The following is a 24,949-nucleotide window of genomic DNA, read 5'->3' as shown; positions in this document are numbered from 1 at the left end:
TGATAATCAGAATGACTAAGTCAGCATGTGCATGAAAAAAATCATAAATTTTTCTATCAAAAGTCATATTTTAATAGGACAACGTCATAACTATATAGTGTCCTAATTTACTCTCGCAATGGATGTCATATTCCATGAACTCATAGATCGGAGGGGATCTTTTGGAAAAGGTGGATGTATTTAAAGATATCGCTGAACGTACAGGAGGCGATATATATTTAGGTGTGGTGGGAGCAGTTCGAACAGGAAAATCTACATTTATTAAAAAATTTATGGAGCTGGTGGTCCTGCCTCACATCGAGAACGAGGCAGAAAGAGCTCGCACACAAGATGAACTACCACAAAGTGCAGCTGGAAAAACGATTATGACAACTGAGCCGAAATTCGTACCGAATCAAGCAGTTAATGTTTTGGTAGATGACGGGCTAGAAGTTAACATACGGTTAGTAGATTGTGTAGGATATACGGTGCCTGGCGCTAAAGGGTACGAAGATGAAAACGGACCTCGAATGATTAATACACCTTGGTATGAAGAACCAATTCCATTTCACGAAGCAGCTGAAATTGGAACGAGAAAGGTAATTCAAGAACACTCAACGATTGGTGTCGTCATTACAACAGATGGCTCAATTGGAGATATACCTCGTCAAGATTACGTAGAAGCAGAAGAGCGCGTCATTAATGAGCTAAAAGAAGTAGGCAAACCATTTATCATGGTTATTAATACCGTACAGCCATATCATCCTGATACAGAAAAGCTTCGTGCAAAGCTTAATGAAAAATATGATATTCCAGTATTAGCGATGAGTGTGGAAAGCATGCGCGATACTGATGTGATGAACGTATTAAGAGAAGCACTCTACGAGTTCCCTGTATTAGAAGTCAACGTTAATCTACCAAGCTGGGTAATGGTTTTAAAAGATAAACATTGGCTGCGTGAAAGCTATCAAGAAGCCGTTAAAGAAACGGTAAAAGATATTAAGAGGCTGAGAGACGTTGAACGGGTAGTAGAGCAATTTAGCCAGTTTGAGTTTATCGATCAGGCTCGATTAGCCGGAATTGAAATGGGGCAGGGGATTGCCGAAATTGACTTATACGCTCCAGATGACTTATATGATCAGATTTTGAAAGAAATCGTGGGAGTAGAAATTCGCGGAAGAGATCATTTGCTGCAGTTAATGCAAGATTTTGTGCATGCAAAAACGGAGTATGATCAAGTCTCTGATGCCCTTCGTATGGTTAAACAAACGGGTTATGGTGTAGCTGCACCTTCGCTTTCGGATATGAGCCTTGATGAACCTGAAATTATTCGCCAAGGATCGCGTTTTGGAGTTCGTTTAAAAGCAGTGGCACCTTCTATACACATGATTAAAGTGGATGTAGAATCAGAATTTGCGCCGATTATCGGAACGGAGAAGCAAAGCGAAGAATTAGTTCGTTATTTGATGCAAGACTTTGAAGATGATCCGCTTTCGATTTGGAATTCAGATATATTTGGCCGCTCTCTAAGTTCAATCGTAAGAGAAGGGATTCAAGGAAAGCTGTCGCTGATGCCTGAAAATGCGCGATATAAGTTAAAAGAAACGCTAGAACGGATTATTAATGAAGGATCTGGAGGTTTAATCGCGATTATTTTATAAGAATATAACGTTAGGCTCCTCATAAAGGAGCCTCTTCTTTTTGGATAGATCATACAAAACTTTACATATATTGTGATAGATCGCGTGGTTATCCTATTCCTGCGTTATTTTCTGCTTGCTATGCCTTGTTCAATATGTTAATCTTTTAACAGAAATCGATCGATCATACTGTTTTCACTACATACATACGGCAGATGAATGAAAAACATTGAATTATTTAGTTCAATCGTTTATGATTAGGCTTGTCGATACATAGGTTATGTATAATATCCATTTGTTTTGTTAAAGAATGAGATATAACGAATTACTAGATTCCTTTTCTAACAAGGTTTTTAGTTATTATATGATCCGATTTTGGGAGGAGGTGAATGGCATGAACAAGACAGAATTAATTAATGCTGTTGCAGAAGCAAGTGAGCTTTCAAAAAAGGATGCTACAAAAGCAGTTGATGCTGTTTTCGATACAATTTTAGAAGCTTTAAAAGCTGAGGACAAAGTTCAACTTATCGGTTTTGGTAACTTCGAAGTACGTGAACGTGCTGCTCGTAAAGGACGCAATCCACAAACTGGCGAAGAAATCGAAATTCCTGCTAGCAAAGTTCCTGCATTCAAACCAGGTAAAGCTCTTAAAGATGCTGTAAAATAATATCTACATAAAATGGCTTTGTTCATAGCCGTTGATGAAGAGCTTTGAAAGGTCGCACATTTGCGACCTTTCTTTTTTGCCTTTGGTATATACATATGCTAGAATTTTTTTCATAAAGTCGTAATGCAACGAATTGGAGGGCAACAACATGTCATCTGTAAATAAACCACAGATTGAACAAGCTGTGAGACTAATTTTAGAAGCAATTGGCGAAGATCCAAACCGTGAAGGATTATTAGATACACCAAAGCGAGTAGCTAAAATGTATGAGGAAGTCTTTTCCGGGTTGAATGAAGATCCAAAAGAGCATTTTAAAACAGTTTTTGGAGAAGATCATGAAGAGCTAGTGCTTGTAAAAGATATTCCTTTTTACTCTATGTGTGAACACCACTTAGTGCCTTTTTACGGAAAAGCTCATGTTGCGTATATTCCAAAAGGCGGACGAGTAACCGGTTTAAGTAAGCTGGCAAGAGCGGTAGAAGCTGTTGCGAAACGTCCTCAGCTTCAGGAGAGGATTACATCTACAGTGGCGGATTCTATCGTAGAAACATTAGAGCCGCACGGGGTAATGGTAGTAGTGGAAGCAGAGCACATGTGTATGACCATGCGAGGCATTAAAAAGCCTGGGGCTATGACAATCACTTCTGCTGTGCGTGGAGTGTTAGAACAAGATGCAAGTTCTAGAGCTGAAGTTTTATCATTGATTAAATCATAATGTGGATGATGAAGGAGAAGAGAATATGACACAAAAAGGAACGCCGGAGTATATTGTCATTAAAGCGGTCGAAGATGGAGTTAACGTAATTGGTTTAACACGAGGAGCAGATACGCGATTTCATCATTCAGAAAAACTAGATAAAGGCGAAGTGATGATTGCGCAGTTTACTGAGCATACATCCGCAATTAAAATTCGTGGCAAAGCCGTCGTTCAGACTGTTCACGGAGAAATTGAATCCGATACGAAAAAATAAGCAGGGATTTTCCTGCTTTTATTTATATTTAAAATAAATGAATAAGAACAGGAAAAACATGGTGAAACTAAAAGCAATATCTTAAATGACTGTCTAAGAAATCCAGATGGTATTTAGATGAACGGTGTTCAAGCGGATGAGCAGCTAAAGGATTTAAACCGTGAAAAAGCTTCAAAAGAATTTAAAGGATATTTTATAATGTAATTATGTTATAATTGACACTATCGATTTGGAGTTAAAAGAACTTTAAACAAATAGTGATGGAAAGGGAGACAAGGATGATGAGCGTAAAAACCATCTATGATATTGTGGCCAACATGAAAGAACAGCTTCATGTTGAATTAAGTCATCCATATGTAAAAAAATATATTCATCATCCGCGTATTGATGAAAATAGATTACTGTACATGTGTTCGTTCTTAGATACTCTTTCAATGGAAGAAGAAAAAAAGAACAGCTCTGTGCTATCTGTGATGCTCGTTCAAACCGCACTTGATACCCACGATCTAGTCTCCACTCAAAATGTTAGCGGAAATGAAGGAAAGCTGCATGAGCGGCAGCTGGTAGTTTTGGCCGGAGATTATTACAGCGGCCTGTACTATTACTATTTAGCTCAAAGCAACCAGCTGAATTTAATGAAAGTTATAGCATCTGCTATTAAAGAAATTAATATCGCTAAGATACATATTTATAACAATCGCTCTACTAATCCACACGACGTTATGAATAGTTTTTTAGCAGCAGAATCATCGTTTGTAAGATGCTTATGTGACTATTTTGAACGTGAAGAGTGGAAAGAACTTTTAAAACATGCAGCGTATTTGAACGGGATATTAAAGCAATTAAAGTCATTACAGCATAAAGAGCCTACTCTCTTGCTAAACTATTGCAAACAAATTGGCATGAATCAAGAACAAATAAAAGAATACCTTTATTCGTATACTCAACAGTCTGTAAATATTGTTAGGGGATACTTACGAAGTGAATTTGTGATGAATGAGTTTTTAAGAGAGCACTTAGATGAACTTACATCTAGCTTAGAAGTGCTGAAAAATGTCGTAGGAGAAGGATAGAGATATGCAGCAATCAAAAGAACAGCGTGTCCATGGCGTATTTGAAAAAATATACAAAAATTATGATCAAATGAATTCTGTTATTAGTTTTCAGCGTCATAAGGCATGGCGCAAAGATACGATGAAGCGAATGAATGTTCAAAAAGGAACAAAGGCTTTAGATGTTTGTTGCGGAACTGCGGATTGGACGCTAGCTATGGCTGAAGCAGTTGGAGAAACAGGAGAGGCAGTTGGCTTGGATTTTAGTCAGAATATGCTAAAGATTGGTGAAGAGAAAGTAAAAAACTCACCTTTTTCAAATATTACCTTACTACATGGCAATGCAATGGAGCTTCCTTTTGAAGATAATTCATTTGACTATGTAACGATTGGATTCGGACTGCGCAACGTGCCCGATTACCTTCAAGTGTTAAAGGAAATGCAGCGCGTCGTAAAACCTGGCGGAAAAGTGGTTTGCCTTGAAACGTCTCAGCCCACGATGATTGGCTACCGACAAATGTACTTGCTTTATTTTAAGTATATTATGCCTGCGCTTGGAAAGATGGTCGCTAAAAGCTACGATGAATATTCATGGCTTCAAGAGTCAGCTAGGGACTTTCCAGGTCAAAAGCAATTGGCTGATATGTTCCGTGAAGCCGGTTTGACAGATGTTGAAGTGAAATCTTACACAGGTGGAGTAGCAGCGATGCATCTAGGGTACAAACGATAAAAGAGAAAAAGCTTGTCCTACAGGTGCAACAGCCTGTAGGATAAGGAGTAAAGAATGAATATATAATGCAAGGTGAGTCCAATGAAACTAAAAATGATGTACGCTTTTTTGAATACGGATATTACCCTTATTGAGAAAGAACTTGAACAAACTGTTCATACCGATGAAACACTTATCACAGATGCTTCTCTTCACCTTTTACAAGCAGGGGGGAAACGAATTCGCCCTGTATTTGTTTTGTTGGCAGCTAAATTTGGGCATTACAACATCGACCAAATCAAACATGTGGCAGTAGCGCTTGAGCTGATTCATATGGCGTCTCTTGTTCATGATGATGTTATTGATGACGCTGATAAGCGACGCGGAAAACCAACAATTAAGGCAAAATGGGACAATCGTATTGCTATGTATACAGGTGATTACATCTTTGCCCGTGCGCTTGAAGTTATGAGTGAGGTTAAAGATGTGGAAGCACATAAAATTTTATCTAATACGATGGTGGAATTAACGCTCGGTGAAATTGAACAGATTAAGGACAAATACAACCTAAACCAAAACTTACGCGTGTATCTGCGTAGAATTAAACGTAAAACGGCACTGCTAATTGCTGCAAGCTGTCAGTTAGGTGCAATTGCAGCGGGAGCTCCTGAAGATATACATAAACGTTTATTTTGGTTTGGATATTACGTGGGAATGTCATTTCAAATTACCGATGACATTTTAGATTTTATCTCATCAGAAGAACAGCTTGGGAAACCAGTTGGCAGCGACTTACTGCAAGGAAATATTACGCTGCCAGTTTTGTATGCCATTGAAAATGCTGAGTTTCGAGATAAAGTAGAACAGCTTTTCGAGAGGGAATATGAGCAAGAGCTGATCAATGAAATTATTTCTGATATTAAATCTTCTAACGCCATTGAACGTTCATTTGAGATGAGCGATCGTTATCTGCAAAAAGCGATGAGCATTTTAGAAGAACTGCCGCCAAACAAGGCGAAAAAAACGCTGCATCAAATTGCGAAGTACATTGGAAAACGGAAATTTTGATTTTATTTACTTTCATAAGTTGTAAACTGCTCGAAACAATGTTAATATCTTCATGAGGTGTGATTGCGCTTTCAAAACTTGTTTACATATCATGAACTTCAGGGGTGGAGAGTAAAATGATACAAAAAACGTTTTTAATGGTCAAACCAGATGGGGTACAAAGAAGCATTATTGGTGAGGTTATTTCTCGCTTTGAGAAAAAAGGTTTTCAATTAGTTGGAGCTAAGCTTATGCATATTTCGCAGGAATTAGCTGAAACACACTACGGTGAACATAAAGAGAAACCTTTCTTCGGTGAGTTAGTGAAATTTATCACATCAGGTCCAGTTTTTGCTATGGTATGGGAAGGTGAAAACGTGATTTCAGTATCACGTCAAATGGTAGGGAAAACTAACCCTCAAGAAGCGCTTCCTGGAACTATTCGAGGTGATTATGGACTGATTGTGGATAAGAATATTATTCACGGCTCAGATTCACCAGAAAGTGCGGAGCGTGAAATCAGCTTATTCTTTGAAAGTGAAGAGCTGACTTTCTATAAAAAAGACGCAGACGCTTGGATTTACTAATTTAGATAGCGCAAAAAGACGAATGAATTTTCATTCGTCTTTTTTAATGTGTTTATAAATAGGCTTCTAGGCTATTAAGTGCAAAGATTTCCCCACATAAACATTTTCATAATGTATTCCGATATATTAATAAGAAGATAAGCGTATATAAAGGTTTTATTTCTTTATACGTCTAACATAAACGTATAGGAATGAGAAAGGAGAGTCAAAAATGATAGATGAATACGACGCGTTTGTGGAGAAAATAAAAATAAAAACAGGCATTGATTTATCACTATATAAGCAGTCTCAAATGCACCGCCGCCTCACCTCGCTGTATGAAAAAAAAGGTTTTTCTAGTTTTTTTGAATATTATCGAGCAATGAACAGTAACAACGAACTGCTTGAGGAGTTTTTAGATCGGATGACGATTAACGTGTCAGAGTTTTATCGCAACTATCAGCGGTGGGACATATTGGAGCAAAAAATTTTACCGACTCTTGTAAAAGGAAAAACAGATCTGAAAGTGTGGAGCGCTGCCTGTTCAACAGGAGAAGAGCCATATACACTAGCGATGGTTTTATCAACATTTTTTCCGCTTTCGCGTATTTCTATATTGGCGACCGATTTGGATGAAAAAGTGATAAAAAAAGCAAAAATAGGCTTTTATGATGAACGTTCACTTCAGGAAATGCCTGTTTCGATGAAAAATAAGTACTTTCAACAAAGAGGAACCGGGTACTTATTAGATGAAAAAATCAAAAAAACAGTTACTTTTCAAAAACATAACCTACTGTCAGACTCTTTTCCTAAAAACGTTGACTTGATTGTTTGTCGAAATGTGCTTATTTATTTTACAGATGAAGCAAAGCATGCTTTATATGAAAAATTCAGCAGAGCTTTAGCACCTGGCGGCATCTTATTTGTAGGGAGCACAGAGCAGGTTTTTACTCCGCAAAAGTATGGATTTGAAACGGCTGATACGTTTTTTTACAGAAAAGTAAAGACCATTTAATTGAGATAACCTGAAGCGATTTCTTACAAGCTGAGGTGAAACTTTTTATATATTCTTATGTTATAGTATGGTATAGTCATATTTAAAAATGGAAAAATTCTGACGAATAATACATATTAAGCGGAGGTACGATTATGCGATATTTAACAGCAGGAGAATCACATGGTCCACAGTTGACTACTATTTTAGAGGGTGTTCCGGCAGGGCTTCCTTTAACAGCCGAAGACATCAATACAGATTTAGCGCGAAGACAAAAAGGTCATGGTCGCGGAAGACGTATGCAAATTGAAAAAGATCAAGCGGAAATTTTAAGCGGCGTCCGCCACGGCTATACGCTAGGATCTCCTATTACGTTAGCGGTAGAAAATAACGACTGGAAACACTGGACAAAAATTATGGGCATCGAGCCAATTTCTGAAGAAGAATCAGAAGAAGTAAAGCGTAAAATCTCAAGACCAAGACCAGGGCATGCCGATTTAAACGGCGCTATTAAATATGGTCATCGCGATATGAGAAATGTATTAGAACGTTCTTCAGCTCGTGAAACAACTGTAAGGGTAGCAGCAGGTGCTGTGGCTCGTCAAATCCTTGCTCAGTTCGGGATTTCTGTAGCTGGACATGTATTAGAAATTGGCGGGGTACAGGCAAATCCGCCTCAATACAAAAGCTTAGAGGAACTTCAAGAAGTCACTGAAGCTTCTCCAGTAAGATGTTTTGACTCAGCTGTTGAGAAAGACATGATGCAAGCAATCGATGATGCTAAGAAAAACGGCGACTCTATCGGAGGCGTAGTAGAAGTTATTATTGAAGGCGTGCCAGCAGGAGTAGGCAGCTATGTTCATTACGATCGTAAATTAGATGCGAAGATTGCTGCAGCTGTTATGAGCATCAATGCATTTAAAGGCGTTGAATTTGGGATTGGATTTGAAGCGGCTCGCAGACCAGGAAGCGAAGTTCATGACGAAATTCTATGGGATGAAAAGAATGGATATACCCGTAAAACAAACAACTTAGGCGGCTTTGAAGGCGGTATGACAACAGGTATGCCAATTGTAGTACGAGGTGTAATGAAACCTATTCCAACGCTTTACAAGCCGTTAAAAAGTGTTGATATTGAAACAAAAGAAGCCTTCGAGGCAAGCATCGAACGATCAGACAGCTGCGCTGTGCCGGCAGCAAGCGTTGTAGCAGAAGCCGTTGTAGCTTGGGAATTGGCTGATGCGCTAATCGAACAGTTTGGACAAGATCGAATTGATTTAATTGCTGAAAATATTGAGAAAATGCGTGCACATGCGAGGGAGTTTTAATGTTGCAAATTGATATTCAAACTTTATCCAAAACATATCCTCTTTATTTAGGAAATGGATTAATTGAAAAGCTGCCTTCTATTATTGGGAGTGTCAAACCTAATCTGTCGTCCGTGTTAATCATCACTGATTCAGCTGTAGATTCATATTATGGAGAAGTGGTTGTAAAAGCGATTGAGACGCAGTTTAAAGTGGCTAAATACGTAGTACCAAGCGGTGAACATGCAAAGTCATTTCAACATTACTACGATTGTCAGACATTTGCACTCGAGCAGCAGCTTGACCGCAATGCGCTCGTTATTGCTTTCGGCGGAGGGGTAGTTGGCGATTTAGCTGGATTTGTAGCCGCTACATACATGAGAGGGGTTTCGTTTATTCAAGTGCCAACGACGCTTCTTGCTCACGACAGTGCTGTAGGTGGTAAAGTAGCCATTAATCATGAGCTTGGAAAAAATATGATTGGCGCTTTTTATCAGCCTGAAGCGGTTGTTTATGACATTGATCTTCTTAAAACGCTTCCTGAAAGAGAGTGGCGTTCCGGTTTTGCAGAAGTGATTAAACACGCTTTTATTCACGATGAAGCATTTTATGAATGGCTTCAGCAAAATATACAATCGCTGACTGATTTACAAGGTGAAAAATTAATTTATGCTATTCAAAGCGGTATTTTAGTCAAAGCATCTGTTGTAAAAGAAGATGAGACAGAAGCTGGCGTTCGCGCTCACCTGAACTTTGGACATACGTTAGGTCATGCGATCGAAGCAGAGTGCGGCTATGGACAAATCAGTCATGGAGAAGGCGTAGCCATTGGGATGCTATTTGCTATGAAAGTCAGCAATACGCTTGGGAAAAGCGAGTTCCCTGTAGCTGAAATTGCGAAATGGTTTGAAAAATTTGGCTATGAGACGTCTGTTCCAAACCACCTTTCAGCTGAAAAGCTGCTCGTGAGAATGAAAGCAGACAAGAAGTCCAAATCAAGCAATGTTCATATGGTACTGCTTGAAGGCATAGGAAAACCTTTTGTTCAACAAGTAGAAGATGAAGTGATTCTTAAGCTGCTGAATGAAGAGCTTCAAGCGTAGTTTCTTCAAAAGCCAAGTAGATAGTAGTTGACAAATGAATTTGAAACGTACTACAATTGGTAACAAGTTAGTTTAGAGATTTTAGTTATGAGAAAACAATAGACAGTTTAGTTGAGATTAGGGTAGACGAGAATGAGACAGTTGAGCAGAGTTTAGTTGAGTGAATTTTACCATTCGTATACCCAAAGGCCCATTTTTGATGTGTCTTTGGGTTTATTTATTATATCCTCTTTTATATAACCTCATCTATTCTCATTCTCCATGAAATGGAGGATTGAAAGATATGACGAACACGTATACTTCTTTTTTAGAAGACTCTACAAAGTATTTAACCATTCCAATCATAAAAAAAATATTTATCGATAGCATGACACCTGTTGATCTTTTTCAGCAAGTAAAAGATGAAGCCGTATATTTGCTTGAAAGTAATGATGAATCATCACCATGGTCCAATTATTCTTTTATTGGCTTAAATCCATTTTTGTATGTAGAAGAAGAGAACGGAACCTATCTAGCAAAAAACAAGCAGCTTCAGCCTATGCTGCAAGGAGACAGCTTTAAAGAGGTGTTTTGTAAAATTCAGCAAGAGCTGAAAGTGAAAGTACCAGACCTTGCACTTCCTTTTAAAGGGGGGGCAGTAGGGTTTATCAGCTACGACGCAGTATCGCAAATTGAAAAAGTAAACGTACATGCCCAAAACGATTTGAACATGCCTACTTTTCACTTTATCTATTGTCAAACGATGCTCGCTTATAATCACCAAACAAAAGAGCTTATGGTGATTCATTACATTCAGCTTGATGAGCAAGATAAAGAACAGCAGAAAAAAGAAAAACATGATGAAGCTCTAGCAGAAATCAATAGATATGTTGAAAGAATAGCGCAGACGGTGAAAGAAAAGCCAATGATGTTTGAAAGTGAGCAGCGCGAAGTTAGCTTTGAAGGCGTGACATCGTCATACCAAAAAGATAAATTTGTGCAAGATGTGGAAAAAATTAAGGAATACATTAAAAGCGGAGATGTTTTTCAAGCCGTATTGTCGCAGAGATTTCAAATTGATACGACCGTAGCTGGATTTGATATTTACAGAGTATTGCGATTAGTTAATCCGTCTCCTTATTTATTTTACGTGAAAGTAAAGGGAGTGGAGTTGATCGGAAGTTCCCCTGAGCGATTGATTCAAATTGAAAACGGCCATTTAGAAATTCATCCAATTGCAGGAACGAGAAGACGCGGCAGAGATGCAGAAGAAGATGCGCGCTTGTATGAAGACTTAATTAACGATGAAAAAGAGCGGGCAGAACACTATATGCTCGTGGACTTAGCAAGAAATGACATCGGCCGAGTTGCACAGTATGGAAGTGTCCAAACGCCAGTATTAATGCAGCAGGTTAACTTTTCGCACGTCATGCACTTGATTTCTAAAGTGACAGGACGCCTTGACGAAAAAGTACATCCCATTGATGCGCTGCTTTCTGCATTTCCAGCGGGTACCGTATCTGGCGCTCCAAAAGTGCGAGCGATGCAAATCTTAAATGAAATTGAACCAGTTGCGCGAAATGTATATGCAGGAACCGTAGCATATCTCGGATTTGATGGAAACATTGATTCGTGCATTGCGATTCGTACCATTCTTTTGAAAGACCAAACCGCTTATATCCAGGCCGGAGCGGGAGTGGTTGCTGACTCAAAACCGGAGCTTGAGTGGAAAGAAACCCGCAATAAAGCTAGCGCTTTAATCAAAACAATTCAATTAGCCCAAGACATCTACGATAAAAAGGAGGATGTATATGTTTAAAGAATTGTTAAAAAAGTGTTTGCGCGGTGAGTCACTTTCAGCGGAAGAAGCAGAAAAAATTATGAATGATATTATGAACGGCAAAGTCCCGACAGCTCAAATTGCTAGCGTGCTAACCATCTTAACGTACCGAGGAGAAACCGTCGATGAAATTGTTGGTTTTGTCCGAGGTATGAAAAATAATATGAATGCTATTTCTCTAGAAGAATTAAACGTAGTAGATACATGCGGTACGGGAGGAGACGGGGCCTCTACGTTTAATATCTCGACGGCTAGTGCGATTGTGGCATCTGCTGCGGGAGTAAAGGTTGCGAAACACGGAAATCGCGCCGTATCTTCTAAAAGCGGAAGTGCAGACGTGTTAGAACATCTGGATATATGGATTCAAGGAAATGAAAAAGAAGTGAAAAATGCGGTGGCTGACCTCAACATGTCCTTTTTATTTGCGCCGCTTTATCACCCTGCTATGAAACACGTTGCTGCTACTCGAAAGGAATTAGGGTTTAGAACCGTTTTTAATGCATTAGGTCCATTAGCAAACCCTACTAACTGTACAAAGCAAGTAATTGGCGTTTATTCCATTGAGCTTGCACGAAAATTAGCAGAAGCGCTTGTTGTACTGGGAGCTAACCACGTCCTTCTGGTTGCAGGCAGGGACGGTTTAGATGAAATCAGTGCCACGGATGTAACGGATGTTGTAGAAGTACAGGGCAATGTCATTACAGAATATACGCTTGCACCAGAGGATGTACGCTTACAGAGAGGGAAGCTTGAAGACTTAGTGGTAGAAGATGCGAAATCGAGTGCCGAGCTTATTGAATCGCTATTTTTAAATAAAAGTAATGTAACTGCTAAAAACGCAGTCGTGTTGAACTCTGCTGCAGCTATTTACGTTAGCGGAAACGTTTCTACTTTTGAAGAAGGAGTAGCTGTAGCTTTAGAAACAATTGAATCAGGTGCTGCATACACGCAATTACAACGATTGAAATCGAAAAAGGTGGTTGAACATGCTCAATAAAATTATTGAAACAAAAAAAGAAGAAATTCAAAACCTACAGTTACCCGAACAGCAAAATGTTGCAAAACGATCATTTTTAGACGCTTTATCAAATCCGAATCGAGAGCTGGCTCTTATTGCAGAAGTGAAAAAAGCCTCGCCTTCTAAAGGATTAATAAAAGAGAATTTTCAGCCTGTGGAAATTGCTAAAGCCTACGAGAAAGGGAAAGCAGATGCTTTGTCTGTGTTAACAGATCAGCACTATTTTCAAGGACATCGAACGTTTTTAAGTGACATTAAACAGCATGTCTCTATCCCTGTGCTTCGCAAGGATTTCATCATTGATTCCATTCAAGTGGAAGAAAGTGCAAGAATCGGTGCTGATGCTATTTTACTCATTGGAGAAGCACTTGAACCATTAAAATTGCAAGAGCTTTATCTTCAAGCTGCTGAAAAAGAGTTAGATTGTTTAGTAGAAGTGCATTCTTTAGAAACGCTTGAAAAGCTGCTAGCTGTATTTACCCCGAAGATTATTGGCATTAATAATCGAAATCTTCATACGTTTGAAACCAGCTTGCAGCAGACCAAAGAAATCGCTAAACATGTTCCGAAAGATCAGCTGTTAGTGAGTGAAAGCGGCATTTACTTATACGAGGATGTTTCCTACGTAAAAGAAGCGGGAGCAAAAGCTATTTTAGTAGGGGAATCGCTTATGAGACAGGATAATCAAACCAAAGCGATTGAAAAGCTGTTTGGGGAAAGTGAATATGCTTATTAAGTATTGTGGGATTCGCTCAAAACAAGATATAGCTTTAATCGAAAAGTCGGCTGCTACTCACATTGGCTTTATTTTCTACCCAAAAAGTAAACGATATGTAAAGCCTGAACGAGTAAATGAGTTTGTAACGGATGAAATAAAAAAACAAGTCTCACTAGTAGGGGTATTTGTGAATACGCCGGTAGATCAAATACTTGAAATTGCCTTCGTAACAAATTTAGATGTAATTCAGTGCCACGGGCAAGAAACAGCTGCGGAGGTACGTCAGTTAAAGCAGCGTGGATATGAAGTGTGGAAAGCTCTCCCTCACAATAAAGAAACGCTGCAGCAAATGCATGTATATGAAGAAGCTGACGGGTATGTAATTGATAGCAAGGTTAAAGAACAATTTGGAGGAACGGGCGTCGCTTTTGATTGGAGCTTCGTTCCTCAGTATGAATCAGCTGCCCAAAGGTTAGGTAAAAAATGCTTTATTGCTGGAGGAATCAATGCTTGTAACATTGAGAACTTGTTACCCTATAAGCCTGGGGCGATTGATATTTCTGGCGGTATTGAAACAAATGGAACGAAGGACTATACAAAAATTATAGAGATTGAAAGGAAGATCATACTATGACATACAATCATCCTGATGAATTTGGCCGCTTTGGTGAATTTGGCGGAAAATACGTACCTGAAACATTAATGAAACCACTTGAAGAAGTAGAAGCAGCTTTGAATCAAGCAATGAAAGATCCGGCATTTAAAGATGAGTATCTATCTTTACTTGTTAACTACTCTGGGCGACCAACGGCTTTAACATATGCTGATAATATTACCGAAACGCTCGGCGGGGCAAAAATTTATTTAAAACGTGAAGACTTAAACCATACGGGTGCTCACAAAATCAATAATGCCATTGGACAGATTTTACTTGCTAAACGAATGGGCAAAACAAAAATTATTGCTGAAACAGGAGCGGGTCAGCACGGGGTAGCCACAGCTACAGTAGCTGCAAAGTTCGGAATGGAATGCAAAGTATTCATGGGAGAAGAAGATATTGAACGTCAGGCGTTGAACGTTTTTCGCATGAAGCTTCTAGGAGCGGAAGTCATTCCTGCAACTTCTGGAACAAAAACGCTAAAAGATGCAACAAATGAAGCAATTCGCTACTGGGTTCAACATTGTGAAGATCATTTTTACTTAATTGGTTCGGCCATTGGACCGCACCCTTATCCTAAAATGGTTCGAGATTTCCAAAAAATTATTGGAGAAGAAGCAAAAGAACAGTTTACAGCGGTAGAAGGAAAACTTCCGAATGCTGTCGTGGCATGCGTCGGAGGCGGCAGTAATGCAATCGGTATGTTCTATGATTTTATTAAAGAAGAGAATGTACGCTTGATTGGGGTAGAAGCAGGGGGGAAAGGACTAAATACAGCTCTTCATGCTGCTAAAATGGCTAAAGGCACAAAAGGTGTTATCCACGGAACGCTCACGTATTTACTTCAAGATGAAAATGGTCAAATTACAGAGCCTTATTCTATTTCAGCAGGTTTGGATTATCCAGGTATCGGTCCAGAGCATTCTCACCTTTCATCTATTGGACGAGTAGAATATGAAAGTGTAACGGATGATGAGTCAATTGAAGCTCTTCAGCTGCTGGCGAAAACAGAGGGAATCATTCCGGCTATTGAGTCCGCCCATGCGCTGGCAAAAGCATTTGAACTGGCTAAAAGCATGACGAAAGAAGAAACAATTTTAATTTGCTTGTCAGGTCGAGGAGATAAGGACGTTCATACATTAGTAAACTTGCTAGAAGGGAAGGAAGAAGAACATGAATACGTTTGAAGCGAGACTACCTAAACATGAAACATTGTTTATTCCATTTATTACAGCAGGAGATCCTCATGAAGATGCAACGGTGGATATTGCTTTGGCTTTGCAAAAGCAAGGTGCTTCTATTTTAGAGCTGGGCGTACCATATTCCGACCCTTTAGCAGATGGTCCAATTATTCAAGAGGCGTCCAAAAGAGCTTTATCTGGCGGTATGTCTATTTCAAAAGCCATTAAGCTTGTATCGGTGATGAGAAAAAAAGGTGTGAAAATACCGGTAATTCTCTTTACCTATTTTAATCCTGTGTTACAATTAGGTTTAGAATCCTTTTTCGCGTTAATGCGAGAAAATGAAATAGATGGAGTGCTAATTCCGGATTTACCGTACGAAGAGAGTGGCCGTATCCGGGAGCTTGCCGCTGAAAATAAAGTTGCGTACATTTCAATGGTTGCTCCTACATCTAAAGAGCGTATTCAAAAAATCGCTGCAGATGCAACGGGCTTCTTATACTGCGTGTCGTCTTTAGGCGTTACTGGGGTTCGCTCTACGTTGCCAGCTGATATTGGCACCTTTTTAGAAGATGTGAAAGCAGCAGCTTCTATACCGGTTGCCGTCGGCTTTGGAATTTCAACAAGTGAACAAGTAGAGGTGTTAAAAGAACATAGCGACGGCATTGTAATTGGAAGTGCAATTGTTAATAAAATTGGCCAGCTTGAACAAGTTCTTTTAAATAAGGATACACGCCGAGACGGATTAAATCAAATTGAGGAGTATGTTGCATCCATCGTTTCGCCTATACAAAAATGCGAGGTGTAACACGTTGAAGGTAAAAGAACAATTACTAACTTTATCTCCATACAAACCAGGTAAGCCAATTGAAGAAGTAAAGCGTGAATTTAATTTAGATCGCGTCGTAAAATTAGCGTCTAATGAAAATCCTTACGGCAGTTCTGCTTTAGTAAAAGAGGCGATTGCTGCAGAAATCGAAAATATGGCGCTTTATCCAGACGGCTATGCAGCTGAACTGCGTGCAGCAGTAGCAAAGCACGTAGGCGTAGAGCAAGATCAGCTGATTTTTGGAAATGGGTCTGATGAAGTCATTCAAATTATTTGCCGAGCTTTGCTATCGGCTGATACAAATACTGTCATGCCGACGCCGTCATTTCCTCAATATAAGCACAATGCCGTAATTGAAGGTGCAGAAATCCGTGAAGTACCGCTGCGCGGCGGAGATCATGATTTAGATGCTATGCTTCGTGCAATTGATGAAAATACGACAATTGTGTGGGTATGCAGCCCTAATAACCCAACGGGAACGTATGTGAAGGGCGATGAGTTAATTTCTTTTATGAAACAAGTTCCTAAGCATACATTAATCGTTATGGATGAAGCCTATTTTGAGTATGCAGCAGATCAAGCCGACTATCCGAATACGATAGAGTTTTTGAATGAATACGAAAACTTAATTGTACTTCGCACATTTTCAAAAGCATACGGCTTAGCTTCTTTGCGCATTGGTTACGGTATTGCAAACGAATCATTGCTACAAAAAATTGAGCCGGCTCGTGAACCTTTTAATACAAGCCGAATGGCTCAAAAAGCAGCAATCGTTGCTCTTGAAGACCAAGCGTTCATTGAAGAGTGTAAAAAGAAAAATGAAGAAGGTTTGCAGCAGTACTATGCTTTCTGTGATAAGAATGGCTTAAACTATTATCCGTCTTTCACTAATTTTGTTCTAATTGATTTTGGTCGTCAAGGCGATGAAGTGTTTCAATTTTTATTGGAGCGCGGATTTATCGTTCGTTCAGGGAATGCACTAGGCTTCCCAACTTCCGTTCGTATTACGGTGGGAACAAAAGAACAAAATGAACAAATCATTGAATTGCTTCAGCAGTTTGTTAACCAAGAAACGGCGAAAGCTTAATATCTAATATAGTAAAAGATGAGAGTGTGATTTCACACTCTCATCTTCATATGTACAATGAGGTGAAGGAAAGTGAAAGAAAATGTTTTTGTTATAGGCCTGGGATTAATTGGAGGATCTCTTGCACTTAATATAAAAAAGACGCATCATCATCTTGATGTAATAGGTTTTGACATTAATCAAGAGCAGCTGGAGCTCGCTAAAACTCTAGGCGTAATTGACCAAGCGGCTTCTTCTTTGCAACAAGGCGCTGAGCAAGCGGATTATATTGTTATTGCCATTCCGGTCACCCAAGCAGCGGAAGTACTAAAACAGTTCGAACATTTTACGCTCAAACAGTCTGTCATCGTAACAGACGTAGGAAGTACAAAAGAAGAAGTAGTGAAGACAGCCGAGGTTCTTATTTCTAAAGGCATTGAGTTTATCGGCGGTCATCCAATGGCGGGGTCTCATAAAAGCGGAGTAGCTGCTTCTAAAGCTCATTTATTTGAAAATGCAATGTATGTATTAACACCTTCATCTTCTACTTCTTCGGAGGCTTTAAACAGCTTAAAGGAATTGCTAAGTGGTACAAAAGCTAAAATTATTGTGATGTCACCAAAAGAACATGATAAATTAGCAGGTGTCATTAGCCATTTTCCACATATTATTGCTGCAAGCCTTGTTCATCAAGCAGAATATTACCAACAAGACAATCAGCTAGTTTCGCAGCTTGCAGCTGGAGGGTTTCGTGATATTACACGTATTGCTTCAAGCAGTCCAGCGATGTGGAGAGATATTTTGCTTCATAACCAGGATGCGCTTCTTTCAATGTTTGACCACTGGCTTGAAGAAATGAACGACGTGCGAAATATGATCGAACGAAAAGATGCGAACGATATCTATACATATTTTTCACAAGCAAAACAATTTAGAGATCAGCTTCCCGTACGAACCAAAGGAGCGATTCCATCCTTTTATGATCTCTATGTGGATGTTCCTGACTATCCGGGGATTATTTCAGAAGTAACCGGTTATCTAGCAGAAGATGAAATCAGTATTACAAACATTCGAATTTTAGAAACACGAGAAGACATCTACGGAGTATTACGCTTGAGCTTTCAAACAGAGGAAGATAGAAAACGGGCAAGAGCGTGTCTCCATCAGCATCAATATCAGACGTTTATTTCTTAATGTACGAAAGGTGTGAATGAAATGAGTGGAAAACAATTAAAAACGAATCTTTCATCTTTCCAAGGAGAAATTTCTATTCCTGGAGATAAGTCGATTTCTCACAGAGCTGTGATGTTCGGAGCGATGGCAGAAGGGAAAACAACGATTAATCATTTTTTAGCAGGGGAAGATTGCTTAAGTACGATTTCGTGTTTTGAAAAGATGGGCGTATCGATTAAAAGAGAAGGCGAATATGTCGAAGTAGAAGGTAAAGGTATCGAAGGGTTAAGTGAACCTACTTCCATCTTAGATGTAGGGAATTCAGGAACGACTACTCGTTTAATGCTTGGGATTCTTGCAGGTGTGCCATTTCATACGTCTCTAATTGGAGATGAGTCGATTGCCAAGCGTCCCATGAGCCGCGTTACGGTGCCCCTGCGCTCTATGGGTGCAAAGATTGATGGGCGTGAGCACGGCCAATATACGCCTTTATCCACTCGAGGAGGAGCTTTAAAAGCAATTCATTACCATTCTCCTGTAGCAAGTGCACAAGTAAAATCAGCGATTTTACTAGCGGGACTTCATGCGGAAGGCACAACAAAAGTAACCGAGCCTTTTACATCACGGGACCATACAGAGCGTATGCTTCGCGCCTTTGGAGTAGACGTAGAGGTAGATGGAACGACTGTAAGCGTTGAAGGAGGACAATCTCTGCGCGGAACGGATGTATACGTACCTGGTGACATTTCTTCAGCCGCGTTCTTTCTTGTTGCAGGAGCCATTGTTCCAAACAGCCGAATCGTTTTGAAAAACGTCGGACTCAATCCTACAAGAACAGGTATTATTGATGTGCTTCAGCAAATGGGTGCACACCTTACAATTTCTAATGAACGTATTCAAAATGGAGAGCCTATTGGCGATTTGACGATTGAAACGTCTCAGTTGAAAGGGATTGAAATTGGGGGGGATTTAATTCCTCGTTTAATTGATGAAATTCCAGTGATCGCTCTTTTGGCGACTCAGGCGAATGGGAAAACAGTTATTAAAGATGCCGAAGAATTAAAAGTAAAAGAAACGAACCGTATCGATACGGTTGCAACGGAGCTAAGCAAGCTCGGTGCCTCTGTTACTCCAACAGCTGATGGCCTCATCATTGAAGGCAAGACGGCCCTGCGAACCGGTGAAGTAGACAGCTATGGAGATCATCGAATTGGAATGATGCTTGCGGTAGCAGCAGCCATTGCAACGGGAGAGGTAACACTAATGAGAAGTGAAGCTATTCACGTATCCTATCCTACTTTCTTTGAAGATCTTGATAAACTAAGCGAATAAGAAAGAGACTGGGACAAACGTATTTTGGTTGAAGGGAAATCCGGACGACGAATTGATATTCTTGATAGAGAATCCAACTCGTTCGGATTTTTTATTGATAGGGTGAACGTAGTTTTCATGTCTCAATCTCGTTTTTATCTAAAAAATGTAAGCGTATTCAAATTGATTTGTTGAACAAACGCTCAAACTATTTTATCATGGTGTATAGAAGCATGTGTTCTTGCTTCCGTTTAGAAAAAATAGAAAATTAATTCGTTTTATTTTTATATAAAAAGTGAATGTAATAATAAAGGAGAATTGTGTGTGAAAGAACTAGACCGCGCGATAGGTTACGTAGAATCCAATGAAATTGAAAAAGGTCTTGCCCTTATTCATGAATTGAAAGATAAAGCTACAGACGAAGAAAAATTTTTAATGGCTGAACAGCTCCAGGAGTGGGGACTGGTGAATGATGCGCTTCCTTTAATAGACGAGCTCATCGCTAAATACCCAGAAGAAGGCGAGCTGTATTTATTAAAAGCTGAAATGCTTATTGATTTAGAAGAAGAAGAAGAAGCAATTCATATTTTAAATCAAATTAGCAGCGAAGATGATAACTACGTGCCAGCTCTGCTTCTTGTAGCTGACCTATATCAAATGCAAGGCCTTAGTGAAGTAAGTGAGCAAAAGTTAATGGAAGCGAAAAAAATGCTTCCAAATGAACCCGTTATAGATTTTGGGCTCGGTGAATTTTACAGCAGTCAAGGAATTTATCAAAAGGCGATTCCTTTTTATCAAACGCTGCTAAAAACAGAAAAAGAATTTAACGGCACGGATCTTCGTCAGCGATTAGCTGAAAGTTTAGCAGGTATCGGCCAGTTCGAAGAAGCGCTTCCTTACTTTGATCAAGCGCTAAAAGATAAGCTTGAGATTAACACACTATTTGAATATGCGATTTCAGCGTATCAAGCAGGTCATTATCAGACCGCTATTGAAAAGTTCACAGAACTAAAAGAGTTAGACCGTGAGTACCATTCTCTTTATTTATATTTAGCAAAATCATATGAACATGAAGAGATGCTAGAAGAGGCTGCGGTGGCTGTCAACGAAGGTATTGCGCAGGATGAATTTCAAAAAGAACTTTACTTTTTTAAAGGTAAAATAGCATTAAAGCGCGGTCTAGAAGAAGAGGCTGAATCGGCATTTCAACAAGCGATTGCACTAGATCCAGGATATATTGAAGCTATTTTAACTCTCTCTAAACTTTATATGAGTCAAGAGAGGTATGAAGATGTAGTAGAGAATATCGAGCACGCCAAAGAATATAATGAGCATGACCCTCATTTTGAATGGGATTTAGCAAAAGCTCATCAGGAATTAGAAAATTATGAAGAAGCGCTAAAATACTACGAATCTGCATATACTGTTTTTAAAGAAGAGTATGCGTTTTTAGAAGAGTATGGTTACTTCTTATTAGAAGAAGGACAGCGTTCGAAAGCGAAGGGGATTTTCCAAGCTTTATTAGCAATGGATCCAACAGTAGATGAAATTCAAGACATATTATTTCAATTAGAAGAATAAATAATAGTTCAGAGGATTTTATTGCTGCCGTGTGGAATAAATAACTGTAAAAGGTGTTTTAACTGAGAGTTTAAACACAGAGGAGGGAAGTGAGAATATGACGACCCCTGTTACTGTCAACGAGAAAAAAGAATTTGTTCGCTGGTTTTTAACGAATTATCAGCTGAAGCGCAGAGAATGTGTATGGATTTTAAATTATTTGATGAGCCATGATCAATTGATGAAACGAGTTCACTTCGTTGAGCAAGCACAGTTTTGTCCTCGCGGGATGGTGATGTCTACGCACTGTGTGGAAGACCCTCCATTTCGTTTTTATAAAGAAAATATCATGACAACCGATGCAGAAAAATCATTTCATGATATTCGTTTGAATCGAGAAGAAGACATTTATATTCAATTAAACTTCCGATCGTTGTATTCATCGCCTCAATATGTGGCTGTACTGGAAGACAATCCGTATATGCCAAAAGCTAATCAAACAAATGAAAAAGACAGAGTATTAGCTGAGCAAATATTGGAAGAATCTATTCAGAAGTTTCAACGATCAAAAATCATGGAACTAATTGATAAAGCGTTAGATGAAAACGATAAAGAGGAATTTCAGCGCTTAAGCGAATATTTAAATAACCATTATGTACAGTAGATAAACGAGGGATTGGCTAGCTTCTTAGAAAAAGGTCAATCTCTTTTTTTATCTTCTTATTCATTTTGAAAAATAAATAAGACAAGCTTTAGCGAGCTTGCTGAGAGGAGAAGGAAGTTGAAGCTTCAGGCCAAGGAAATGGATGTGTATCTACAATCCAAAAGTTATGTTGATACCGTATTAGTTCCACTCATTCCAATTGATTTCGGAGAAGATTTAAAGCTTACTGCATCTATGAGTGAATATACGACTGCTCTTACTGAAGAGTTAGAGAGACAATTTAAAGGAAGAGTGATTTTAACACCTAGTTTTACATACTTAAAAAAAGATGGAGTAGCTGCTGTTTATGAAACATTACTTCGTTGGAATGAGCATATAAATGACAATGAAGTCAAACATCTTTTTGTGTTTACTAGCGACCGAGACTGGCTGCAATATGAAAAAGAAATAGGAGCGTACTGCATTTGGATACCTGCTTTACCGCTTGAGCATATAGATGAGTCGCATAAGTATACGCTCATACATGAACAAGTTCAACAGCTTCTGCCGATTTTTGTAGAGAAATGGAGTATATGAAAAGGCTATAAAATAAGTAATGGAAGCGCAAACAAAATAATAACAAAAAATTTAGAAAAATAAAGATTATTTCCATGTTTTAGGTTTTTATTGTATTGACCTTCCAGAAATATTAATATATCATGATTATGTCCTAGTTTAATAGAATGGTCCATCATGTGTCCAAAATTCTCTGGACTGAACTTTTTTAAAGGGGGGAAAAGCATGGGTGATCGGGTATCAAGACGACAGTTTTTAAACTATACGCTCACTGGTGTAGGAGGATTTATGGCTGCTGGAATGTTAATGCCAATGGTGCGCTTTGCAGTAGACCCAATTTTGGAAAAAGAAGCGGGTCAGGATTTAGTAGCTGTAGCGCAGGTTAAAGACATTACAAAAGAGCCGAAACGTGTCGATTTTAAAATCAAGCAAGTGGATGCGTGGCATAAATCAGAAGAACCAAGATCGGCTTGGGTGTACAAAACTGATAAAGGTGAAATCGTCGCGCTGTCACCAATTTGTAAGCATTTAGGCTGCACGGTTAACTGGGCTGGTGACAAAAACTATCCACATCGTTTCTACTGCCCTTGTCATGGGGGAATGTATGAAAAAAGCGGTAAAAATGTACCTGGGACACCACCGATGGGACCGTTAGATGTATACGTTCAAAAGGTAAAAGGCGGTACGTTATATCTAGGAAAAGCCAAACCACAAGGAGGGGCATAGAAAATGTTGAATAAAATCTATGACTGGGTGGATGAACGGCTAGATATTACTCCTTTATGGCGAGATGTGGCCGATCATGAAGTGCCAGAACACGTAAATCCTGCACATCACTTTTCAGCATTTGTGTATTGTTTTGGTGGATTAACGTTTTTTGTTACCGTTATTCAAATTTTATCAGGTATGTTTTTAACCATGTATTATGTACCAGATATAAAAAATGCATGGGAATCCGTTTATTATCTGCAAAATGAAGTCGCTTTCGGACAAATTGTTCGAGGTATGCATCACTGGGGAGCAAGTTTGGTTATCGTCATGATGTTTTTACATACACTTCGTGTTTTCTTCCAAGGAGCATACAAAAAACCCCGCGAGTTAAACTGGATTGTGGGTGTGTTAATTTTCTTTGTTATGTTAGGTTTAGGTTTTACAGGTTATTTGTTGCCGTGGGATATGAAAGCGCTATTTGCAACGAAAGTAGGTTTGCAAATTGCTGAATCCACACCGATTATAGGCCAGCAAGTGAAGACATTACTCTCAGGACATCCAGACATCGTTGGTGCTCAAACACTAACTCGCTTTTTCGCCATTCACGTATTCTTTTTACCCGGAGCCCTACTTGGCTTAATGGGTGCCCACTTCTTAATGATTCGCAAACAAGGAATTTCAGGACCACTATAAAATTTTATACGCTTTATTCAATTAGTCAATCACACTAGTCATCATATGCATCAAGCACATACTCCGTTGTTCGTACTTTCACTAGAACAGTGAGAAAAAGGAGGGAGAACATGCATCGTGGTAAAGGGATGAAGTTTGTTGGAGATTCACGTGTTCCTGCAGAACGAAAACCCAATATTCCAAAAGATTACTCTGAATTTCCAGGGAAAACAGAAGCATTCTGGCCAAACTTTTTATTGAAAGAATGGATGGTAGGGGCAGTTTTTTTAATCGGTTATCTATGTTTAACCATCGCTCACCCATCTCCTCTTGAACGTATTGCCGATCCGACTGATACGGGGTACTTGCCTCTTCCTGACTGGTATTTTTTGTTTCTATATCAATTGCTTAAATATTCATTTGCTTCTGGTCCATATAATATTATAGGTGCATTTATTATTCCAGGGATTGCATTTGGCGCATTAATGCTTGCTCCGTTCATTGATCGAGGACCAGAAAGAAGACCGGCTAAGAGGCCGTTTGCAACAGGATTCATGCTTTTGGCTATAGCAGCAGTCTTTTTCCTAACGTGGCAGTCAGCGACACAGGTGGATTGGAAAGCGCGTGAAGAGCAAGGGAAAATTAGAGAAGAAGTAGCGATTGACAAAAATTCAGAAGGCTACAAAATCATGCAAGAGCAAACGTGCTTGACCTGTCATGGTGATAACTTACAGGGAGGCCCTGCGGCTCCAGCTTTAACAGGAATTGATCTATCTCCTGAAGAAATCGCCAATATCGCAAAAAATGGTAAAGGCAATATGCCAAAAGGTGTTTTCAAAGGTTCAGATAAAGAATTGAAAACGCTCTCGGAATTTGTCGGAAACTTAGGGAAAGAATAGTGAAAATCAGCCAAGGGGCTGGTTTTTTTTTGAATTTATTTAATGCTGTGTTTTACATCAATGAGATAGGTGCTTGCTAT

26 protein-coding genes are annotated in these 24,949 nt (G+C 39.2%); all 26 read left to right on the top strand.

The window, feature by feature from the left end; genetic code table 11:
• Positions 1-161 precede the first annotated feature (161 nt).
• Positions 162-1,640, top strand: coding sequence for a stage IV sporulation protein A (gene spoIVA, locus ACO1DI_RS06310; protein ID WP_013059017.1), 1,479 nt, complete (start codon positions 162-164; stop codon positions 1,638-1,640).
• 373 nt (positions 1,641-2,013) lie between these two features.
• Entirely contained in the window at positions 2,014-2,286 is a 273-nt protein-coding gene (locus ACO1DI_RS06305) for an HU family DNA-binding protein (protein WP_013059016.1), read from the top strand.
• Between the two features lie 148 nt (positions 2,287-2,434).
• Positions 2,435-3,001, top strand: coding sequence for a GTP cyclohydrolase I FolE (folE, locus tag ACO1DI_RS06300; protein WP_014458344.1), 567 nt, complete (start codon positions 2,435-2,437; stop codon positions 2,999-3,001).
• A gap of 25 nt (positions 3,002-3,026) precedes the next feature.
• Positions 3,027-3,257, top strand: a complete 231-nt coding sequence (gene mtrB, locus ACO1DI_RS06295) for a trp RNA-binding attenuation protein MtrB (protein WP_028411509.1) — start codon at positions 3,027-3,029, stop codon at positions 3,255-3,257.
• Between the two features lie 281 nt (positions 3,258-3,538).
• Positions 3,539-4,330, top strand: coding sequence for a heptaprenyl diphosphate synthase component 1 (locus ACO1DI_RS06290; RefSeq protein WP_244856518.1), 792 nt, complete (start codon positions 3,539-3,541; stop codon positions 4,328-4,330).
• Positions 4,331-4,334: 4 nt separating this feature from the next.
• Positions 4,335-5,039 (top strand): demethylmenaquinone methyltransferase, encoded by a 705-nt coding sequence (locus ACO1DI_RS06285; protein WP_013059012.1) that lies wholly within the window; start codon positions 4,335-4,337, stop codon positions 5,037-5,039.
• A gap of 81 nt (positions 5,040-5,120) precedes the next feature.
• A complete protein-coding gene (hepT, locus tag ACO1DI_RS06280; RefSeq protein ID WP_013084891.1) occupies positions 5,121-6,086 on the top strand; it encodes a heptaprenyl diphosphate synthase component II in 966 nt (321 codons plus the stop codon).
• 116 nt (positions 6,087-6,202) lie between these two features.
• The gene (gene ndk, locus ACO1DI_RS06275; RefSeq protein WP_013059010.1) at positions 6,203-6,652 is read left to right on the top strand and encodes a nucleoside-diphosphate kinase; all 450 of its coding nucleotides are present in this window, start codon (positions 6,203-6,205) and stop codon (positions 6,650-6,652) included.
• Positions 6,653-6,863: 211 nt separating this feature from the next.
• Positions 6,864-7,646: a CheR family methyltransferase gene (locus ACO1DI_RS06270; protein ID WP_014458348.1), complete on the top strand. Its 783-nt coding sequence runs from the start codon at positions 6,864-6,866 to the stop codon at positions 7,644-7,646.
• A 134-nt stretch (positions 7,647-7,780) separates the two neighbouring features.
• Complete coding sequence (gene aroC, locus ACO1DI_RS06265) at positions 7,781-8,953, top strand: chorismate synthase (RefSeq protein ID WP_013059008.1); 1,173 nt, start codon at positions 7,781-7,783, stop codon at positions 8,951-8,953.
• Positions 8,953-10,035, top strand: coding sequence for a 3-dehydroquinate synthase (gene aroB / locus ACO1DI_RS06260; RefSeq protein WP_423145169.1), 1,083 nt, complete (start codon positions 8,953-8,955; stop codon positions 10,033-10,035). The genes aroC and aroB overlap by 1 nt, the downstream gene beginning before the upstream one ends.
• 283 nt (positions 10,036-10,318) lie before the next feature.
• Positions 10,319-11,833 (top strand): anthranilate synthase component I, encoded by a 1,515-nt coding sequence (trpE, locus tag ACO1DI_RS06255; RefSeq protein ID WP_115654869.1) that lies wholly within the window; start codon positions 10,319-10,321, stop codon positions 11,831-11,833.
• On the top strand, positions 11,826-12,851 hold the full coding sequence (gene trpD / locus ACO1DI_RS06250; RefSeq protein ID WP_014458351.1) for an anthranilate phosphoribosyltransferase: 1,026 nt from the start codon (positions 11,826-11,828) through the stop codon (positions 12,849-12,851). Before trpE ends, trpD begins: the two co-directional genes overlap by 8 nt.
• On the top strand, positions 12,841-13,608 hold the full coding sequence (gene trpC, locus ACO1DI_RS06245; protein ID WP_014458352.1) for an indole-3-glycerol phosphate synthase TrpC: 768 nt from the start codon (positions 12,841-12,843) through the stop codon (positions 13,606-13,608). Before trpD ends, trpC begins: the two co-directional genes overlap by 11 nt.
• A complete protein-coding gene (locus ACO1DI_RS06240; RefSeq protein WP_014458353.1) occupies positions 13,598-14,224 on the top strand; it encodes a phosphoribosylanthranilate isomerase in 627 nt (208 codons plus the stop codon). Before trpC ends, ACO1DI_RS06240 begins: the two co-directional genes overlap by 11 nt.
• Complete coding sequence (trpB, locus tag ACO1DI_RS06235; RefSeq protein ID WP_013059002.1) at positions 14,221-15,435, top strand: tryptophan synthase subunit beta; 1,215 nt, start codon at positions 14,221-14,223, stop codon at positions 15,433-15,435. Before ACO1DI_RS06240 ends, trpB begins: the two co-directional genes overlap by 4 nt.
• The gene (trpA, locus tag ACO1DI_RS06230) at positions 15,422-16,237 is read left to right on the top strand and encodes a tryptophan synthase subunit alpha (RefSeq protein ID WP_042991910.1); all 816 of its coding nucleotides are present in this window, start codon (positions 15,422-15,424) and stop codon (positions 16,235-16,237) included. The genes trpB and trpA overlap by 14 nt, the downstream gene beginning before the upstream one ends.
• A gap of 4 nt (positions 16,238-16,241) precedes the next feature.
• On the top strand, positions 16,242-17,345 hold the full coding sequence (gene hisC / locus ACO1DI_RS06225) for a histidinol-phosphate transaminase (RefSeq protein WP_014458354.1): 1,104 nt from the start codon (positions 16,242-16,244) through the stop codon (positions 17,343-17,345).
• A gap of 72 nt (positions 17,346-17,417) precedes the next feature.
• Positions 17,418-18,518, top strand: coding sequence for a prephenate dehydrogenase (locus ACO1DI_RS06220; RefSeq protein ID WP_014458355.1), 1,101 nt, complete (start codon positions 17,418-17,420; stop codon positions 18,516-18,518).
• A gap of 21 nt (positions 18,519-18,539) precedes the next feature.
• Complete coding sequence (gene aroA / locus ACO1DI_RS06215; protein WP_014458356.1) at positions 18,540-19,829, top strand: 3-phosphoshikimate 1-carboxyvinyltransferase; 1,290 nt, start codon at positions 18,540-18,542, stop codon at positions 19,827-19,829.
• Positions 19,830-20,132: 303 nt separating this feature from the next.
• Positions 20,133-21,389, top strand: a complete 1,257-nt coding sequence (locus ACO1DI_RS06210) for a tetratricopeptide repeat protein (RefSeq protein ID WP_014458357.1) — start codon at positions 20,133-20,135, stop codon at positions 21,387-21,389.
• 97 nt (positions 21,390-21,486) lie between these two features.
• The gene (locus tag ACO1DI_RS06205) at positions 21,487-22,032 is read left to right on the top strand and encodes a ReoY family proteolytic degradation factor (protein WP_013058996.1); all 546 of its coding nucleotides are present in this window, start codon (positions 21,487-21,489) and stop codon (positions 22,030-22,032) included.
• 117 nt (positions 22,033-22,149) lie between these two features.
• Positions 22,150-22,608, top strand: a complete 459-nt coding sequence (locus tag ACO1DI_RS06200) for a YpiF family protein (protein ID WP_423145168.1) — start codon at positions 22,150-22,152, stop codon at positions 22,606-22,608.
• Between the two features lie 204 nt (positions 22,609-22,812).
• Positions 22,813-23,313 (top strand): ubiquinol-cytochrome c reductase iron-sulfur subunit, encoded by a 501-nt coding sequence (locus ACO1DI_RS06195; protein WP_013058993.1) that lies wholly within the window; start codon positions 22,813-22,815, stop codon positions 23,311-23,313.
• 3 nt (positions 23,314-23,316) lie between these two features.
• Entirely contained in the window at positions 23,317-23,991 is a 675-nt protein-coding gene (gene qcrB, locus ACO1DI_RS06190; RefSeq protein WP_013058992.1) for a menaquinol-cytochrome c reductase cytochrome b subunit, read from the top strand.
• Positions 23,992-24,101: 110 nt separating this feature from the next.
• Positions 24,102-24,869 carry a menaquinol-cytochrome c reductase cytochrome b/c subunit gene (locus tag ACO1DI_RS06185; protein ID WP_013058991.1) on the top strand — a complete coding sequence of 256 codons (768 nt, stop codon included), beginning with the start codon at positions 24,102-24,104 and terminating at the stop codon, positions 24,867-24,869.
• Positions 24,870-24,949 lie beyond the last annotated feature (80 nt).

The sequence above is a fragment of the Priestia sp. 40 genome (assembly GCF_049368575.1).
In the GTDB taxonomy this organism is placed as follows: Bacteria; Bacillota; Bacilli; order Bacillales; family Bacillaceae_H; genus Priestia; species Priestia zanthoxyli.
Note: the sequence above shows the minus strand (reverse complement) of the source record. Positions and strands in the feature narration are given on the sequence as shown.

Excerpts from the sequence above, each read along its gene's own strand:
- ACO1DI_RS06305 (WP_013059016.1), top strand. The coding sequence starts at position 2,014 with ATGAACAAGACAGAATTAATTAATGCTGTTGCAGAAGCAAGTGAGCTT.
- folE (WP_014458344.1), top strand. The coding sequence starts at position 2,435 with ATGTCATCTGTAAATAAACCACAGATTGAACAAGCTGTGAGACTAATT.
- mtrB (WP_028411509.1), top strand. The coding sequence starts at position 3,027 with ATGACACAAAAAGGAACGCCGGAGTATATTGTCATTAAAGCGGTCGAA.
- ACO1DI_RS06290 (WP_244856518.1), top strand. The coding sequence starts at position 3,539 with ATGAGCGTAAAAACCATCTATGATATTGTGGCCAACATGAAAGAACAG.
- ACO1DI_RS06285 (WP_013059012.1), top strand. The coding sequence starts at position 4,335 with ATGCAGCAATCAAAAGAACAGCGTGTCCATGGCGTATTTGAAAAAATA.
- hepT (WP_013084891.1), top strand. The coding sequence starts at position 5,121 with ATGAAACTAAAAATGATGTACGCTTTTTTGAATACGGATATTACCCTT.
- ndk (WP_013059010.1), top strand. The coding sequence starts at position 6,203 with ATGATACAAAAAACGTTTTTAATGGTCAAACCAGATGGGGTACAAAGA.
- ACO1DI_RS06270 (WP_014458348.1), top strand. The coding sequence starts at position 6,864 with ATGATAGATGAATACGACGCGTTTGTGGAGAAAATAAAAATAAAAACA.
- aroC (WP_013059008.1), top strand. The coding sequence starts at position 7,781 with ATGCGATATTTAACAGCAGGAGAATCACATGGTCCACAGTTGACTACT.
- aroB (WP_423145169.1), top strand. The coding sequence starts at position 8,953 with ATGTTGCAAATTGATATTCAAACTTTATCCAAAACATATCCTCTTTAT.
- trpE (WP_115654869.1), top strand. The coding sequence starts at position 10,319 with ATGACGAACACGTATACTTCTTTTTTAGAAGACTCTACAAAGTATTTA.
- trpD (WP_014458351.1), top strand. The coding sequence starts at position 11,826 with ATGTTTAAAGAATTGTTAAAAAAGTGTTTGCGCGGTGAGTCACTTTCA.
- trpC (WP_014458352.1), top strand. The coding sequence starts at position 12,841 with ATGCTCAATAAAATTATTGAAACAAAAAAAGAAGAAATTCAAAACCTA.
- ACO1DI_RS06240 (WP_014458353.1), top strand. The coding sequence starts at position 13,598 with ATGCTTATTAAGTATTGTGGGATTCGCTCAAAACAAGATATAGCTTTA.
- trpB (WP_013059002.1), top strand. The coding sequence starts at position 14,221 with ATGACATACAATCATCCTGATGAATTTGGCCGCTTTGGTGAATTTGGC.
- trpA (WP_042991910.1), top strand. The coding sequence starts at position 15,422 with ATGAATACGTTTGAAGCGAGACTACCTAAACATGAAACATTGTTTATT.
- aroA (WP_014458356.1), top strand. The coding sequence starts at position 18,540 with ATGAGTGGAAAACAATTAAAAACGAATCTTTCATCTTTCCAAGGAGAA.
- ACO1DI_RS06205 (WP_013058996.1), top strand. The coding sequence starts at position 21,487 with ATGACGACCCCTGTTACTGTCAACGAGAAAAAAGAATTTGTTCGCTGG.
- ACO1DI_RS06195 (WP_013058993.1), top strand. The coding sequence starts at position 22,813 with ATGGGTGATCGGGTATCAAGACGACAGTTTTTAAACTATACGCTCACT.
- qcrB (WP_013058992.1), top strand. The coding sequence starts at position 23,317 with ATGTTGAATAAAATCTATGACTGGGTGGATGAACGGCTAGATATTACT.
- ACO1DI_RS06185 (WP_013058991.1), top strand. The coding sequence starts at position 24,102 with ATGCATCGTGGTAAAGGGATGAAGTTTGTTGGAGATTCACGTGTTCCT.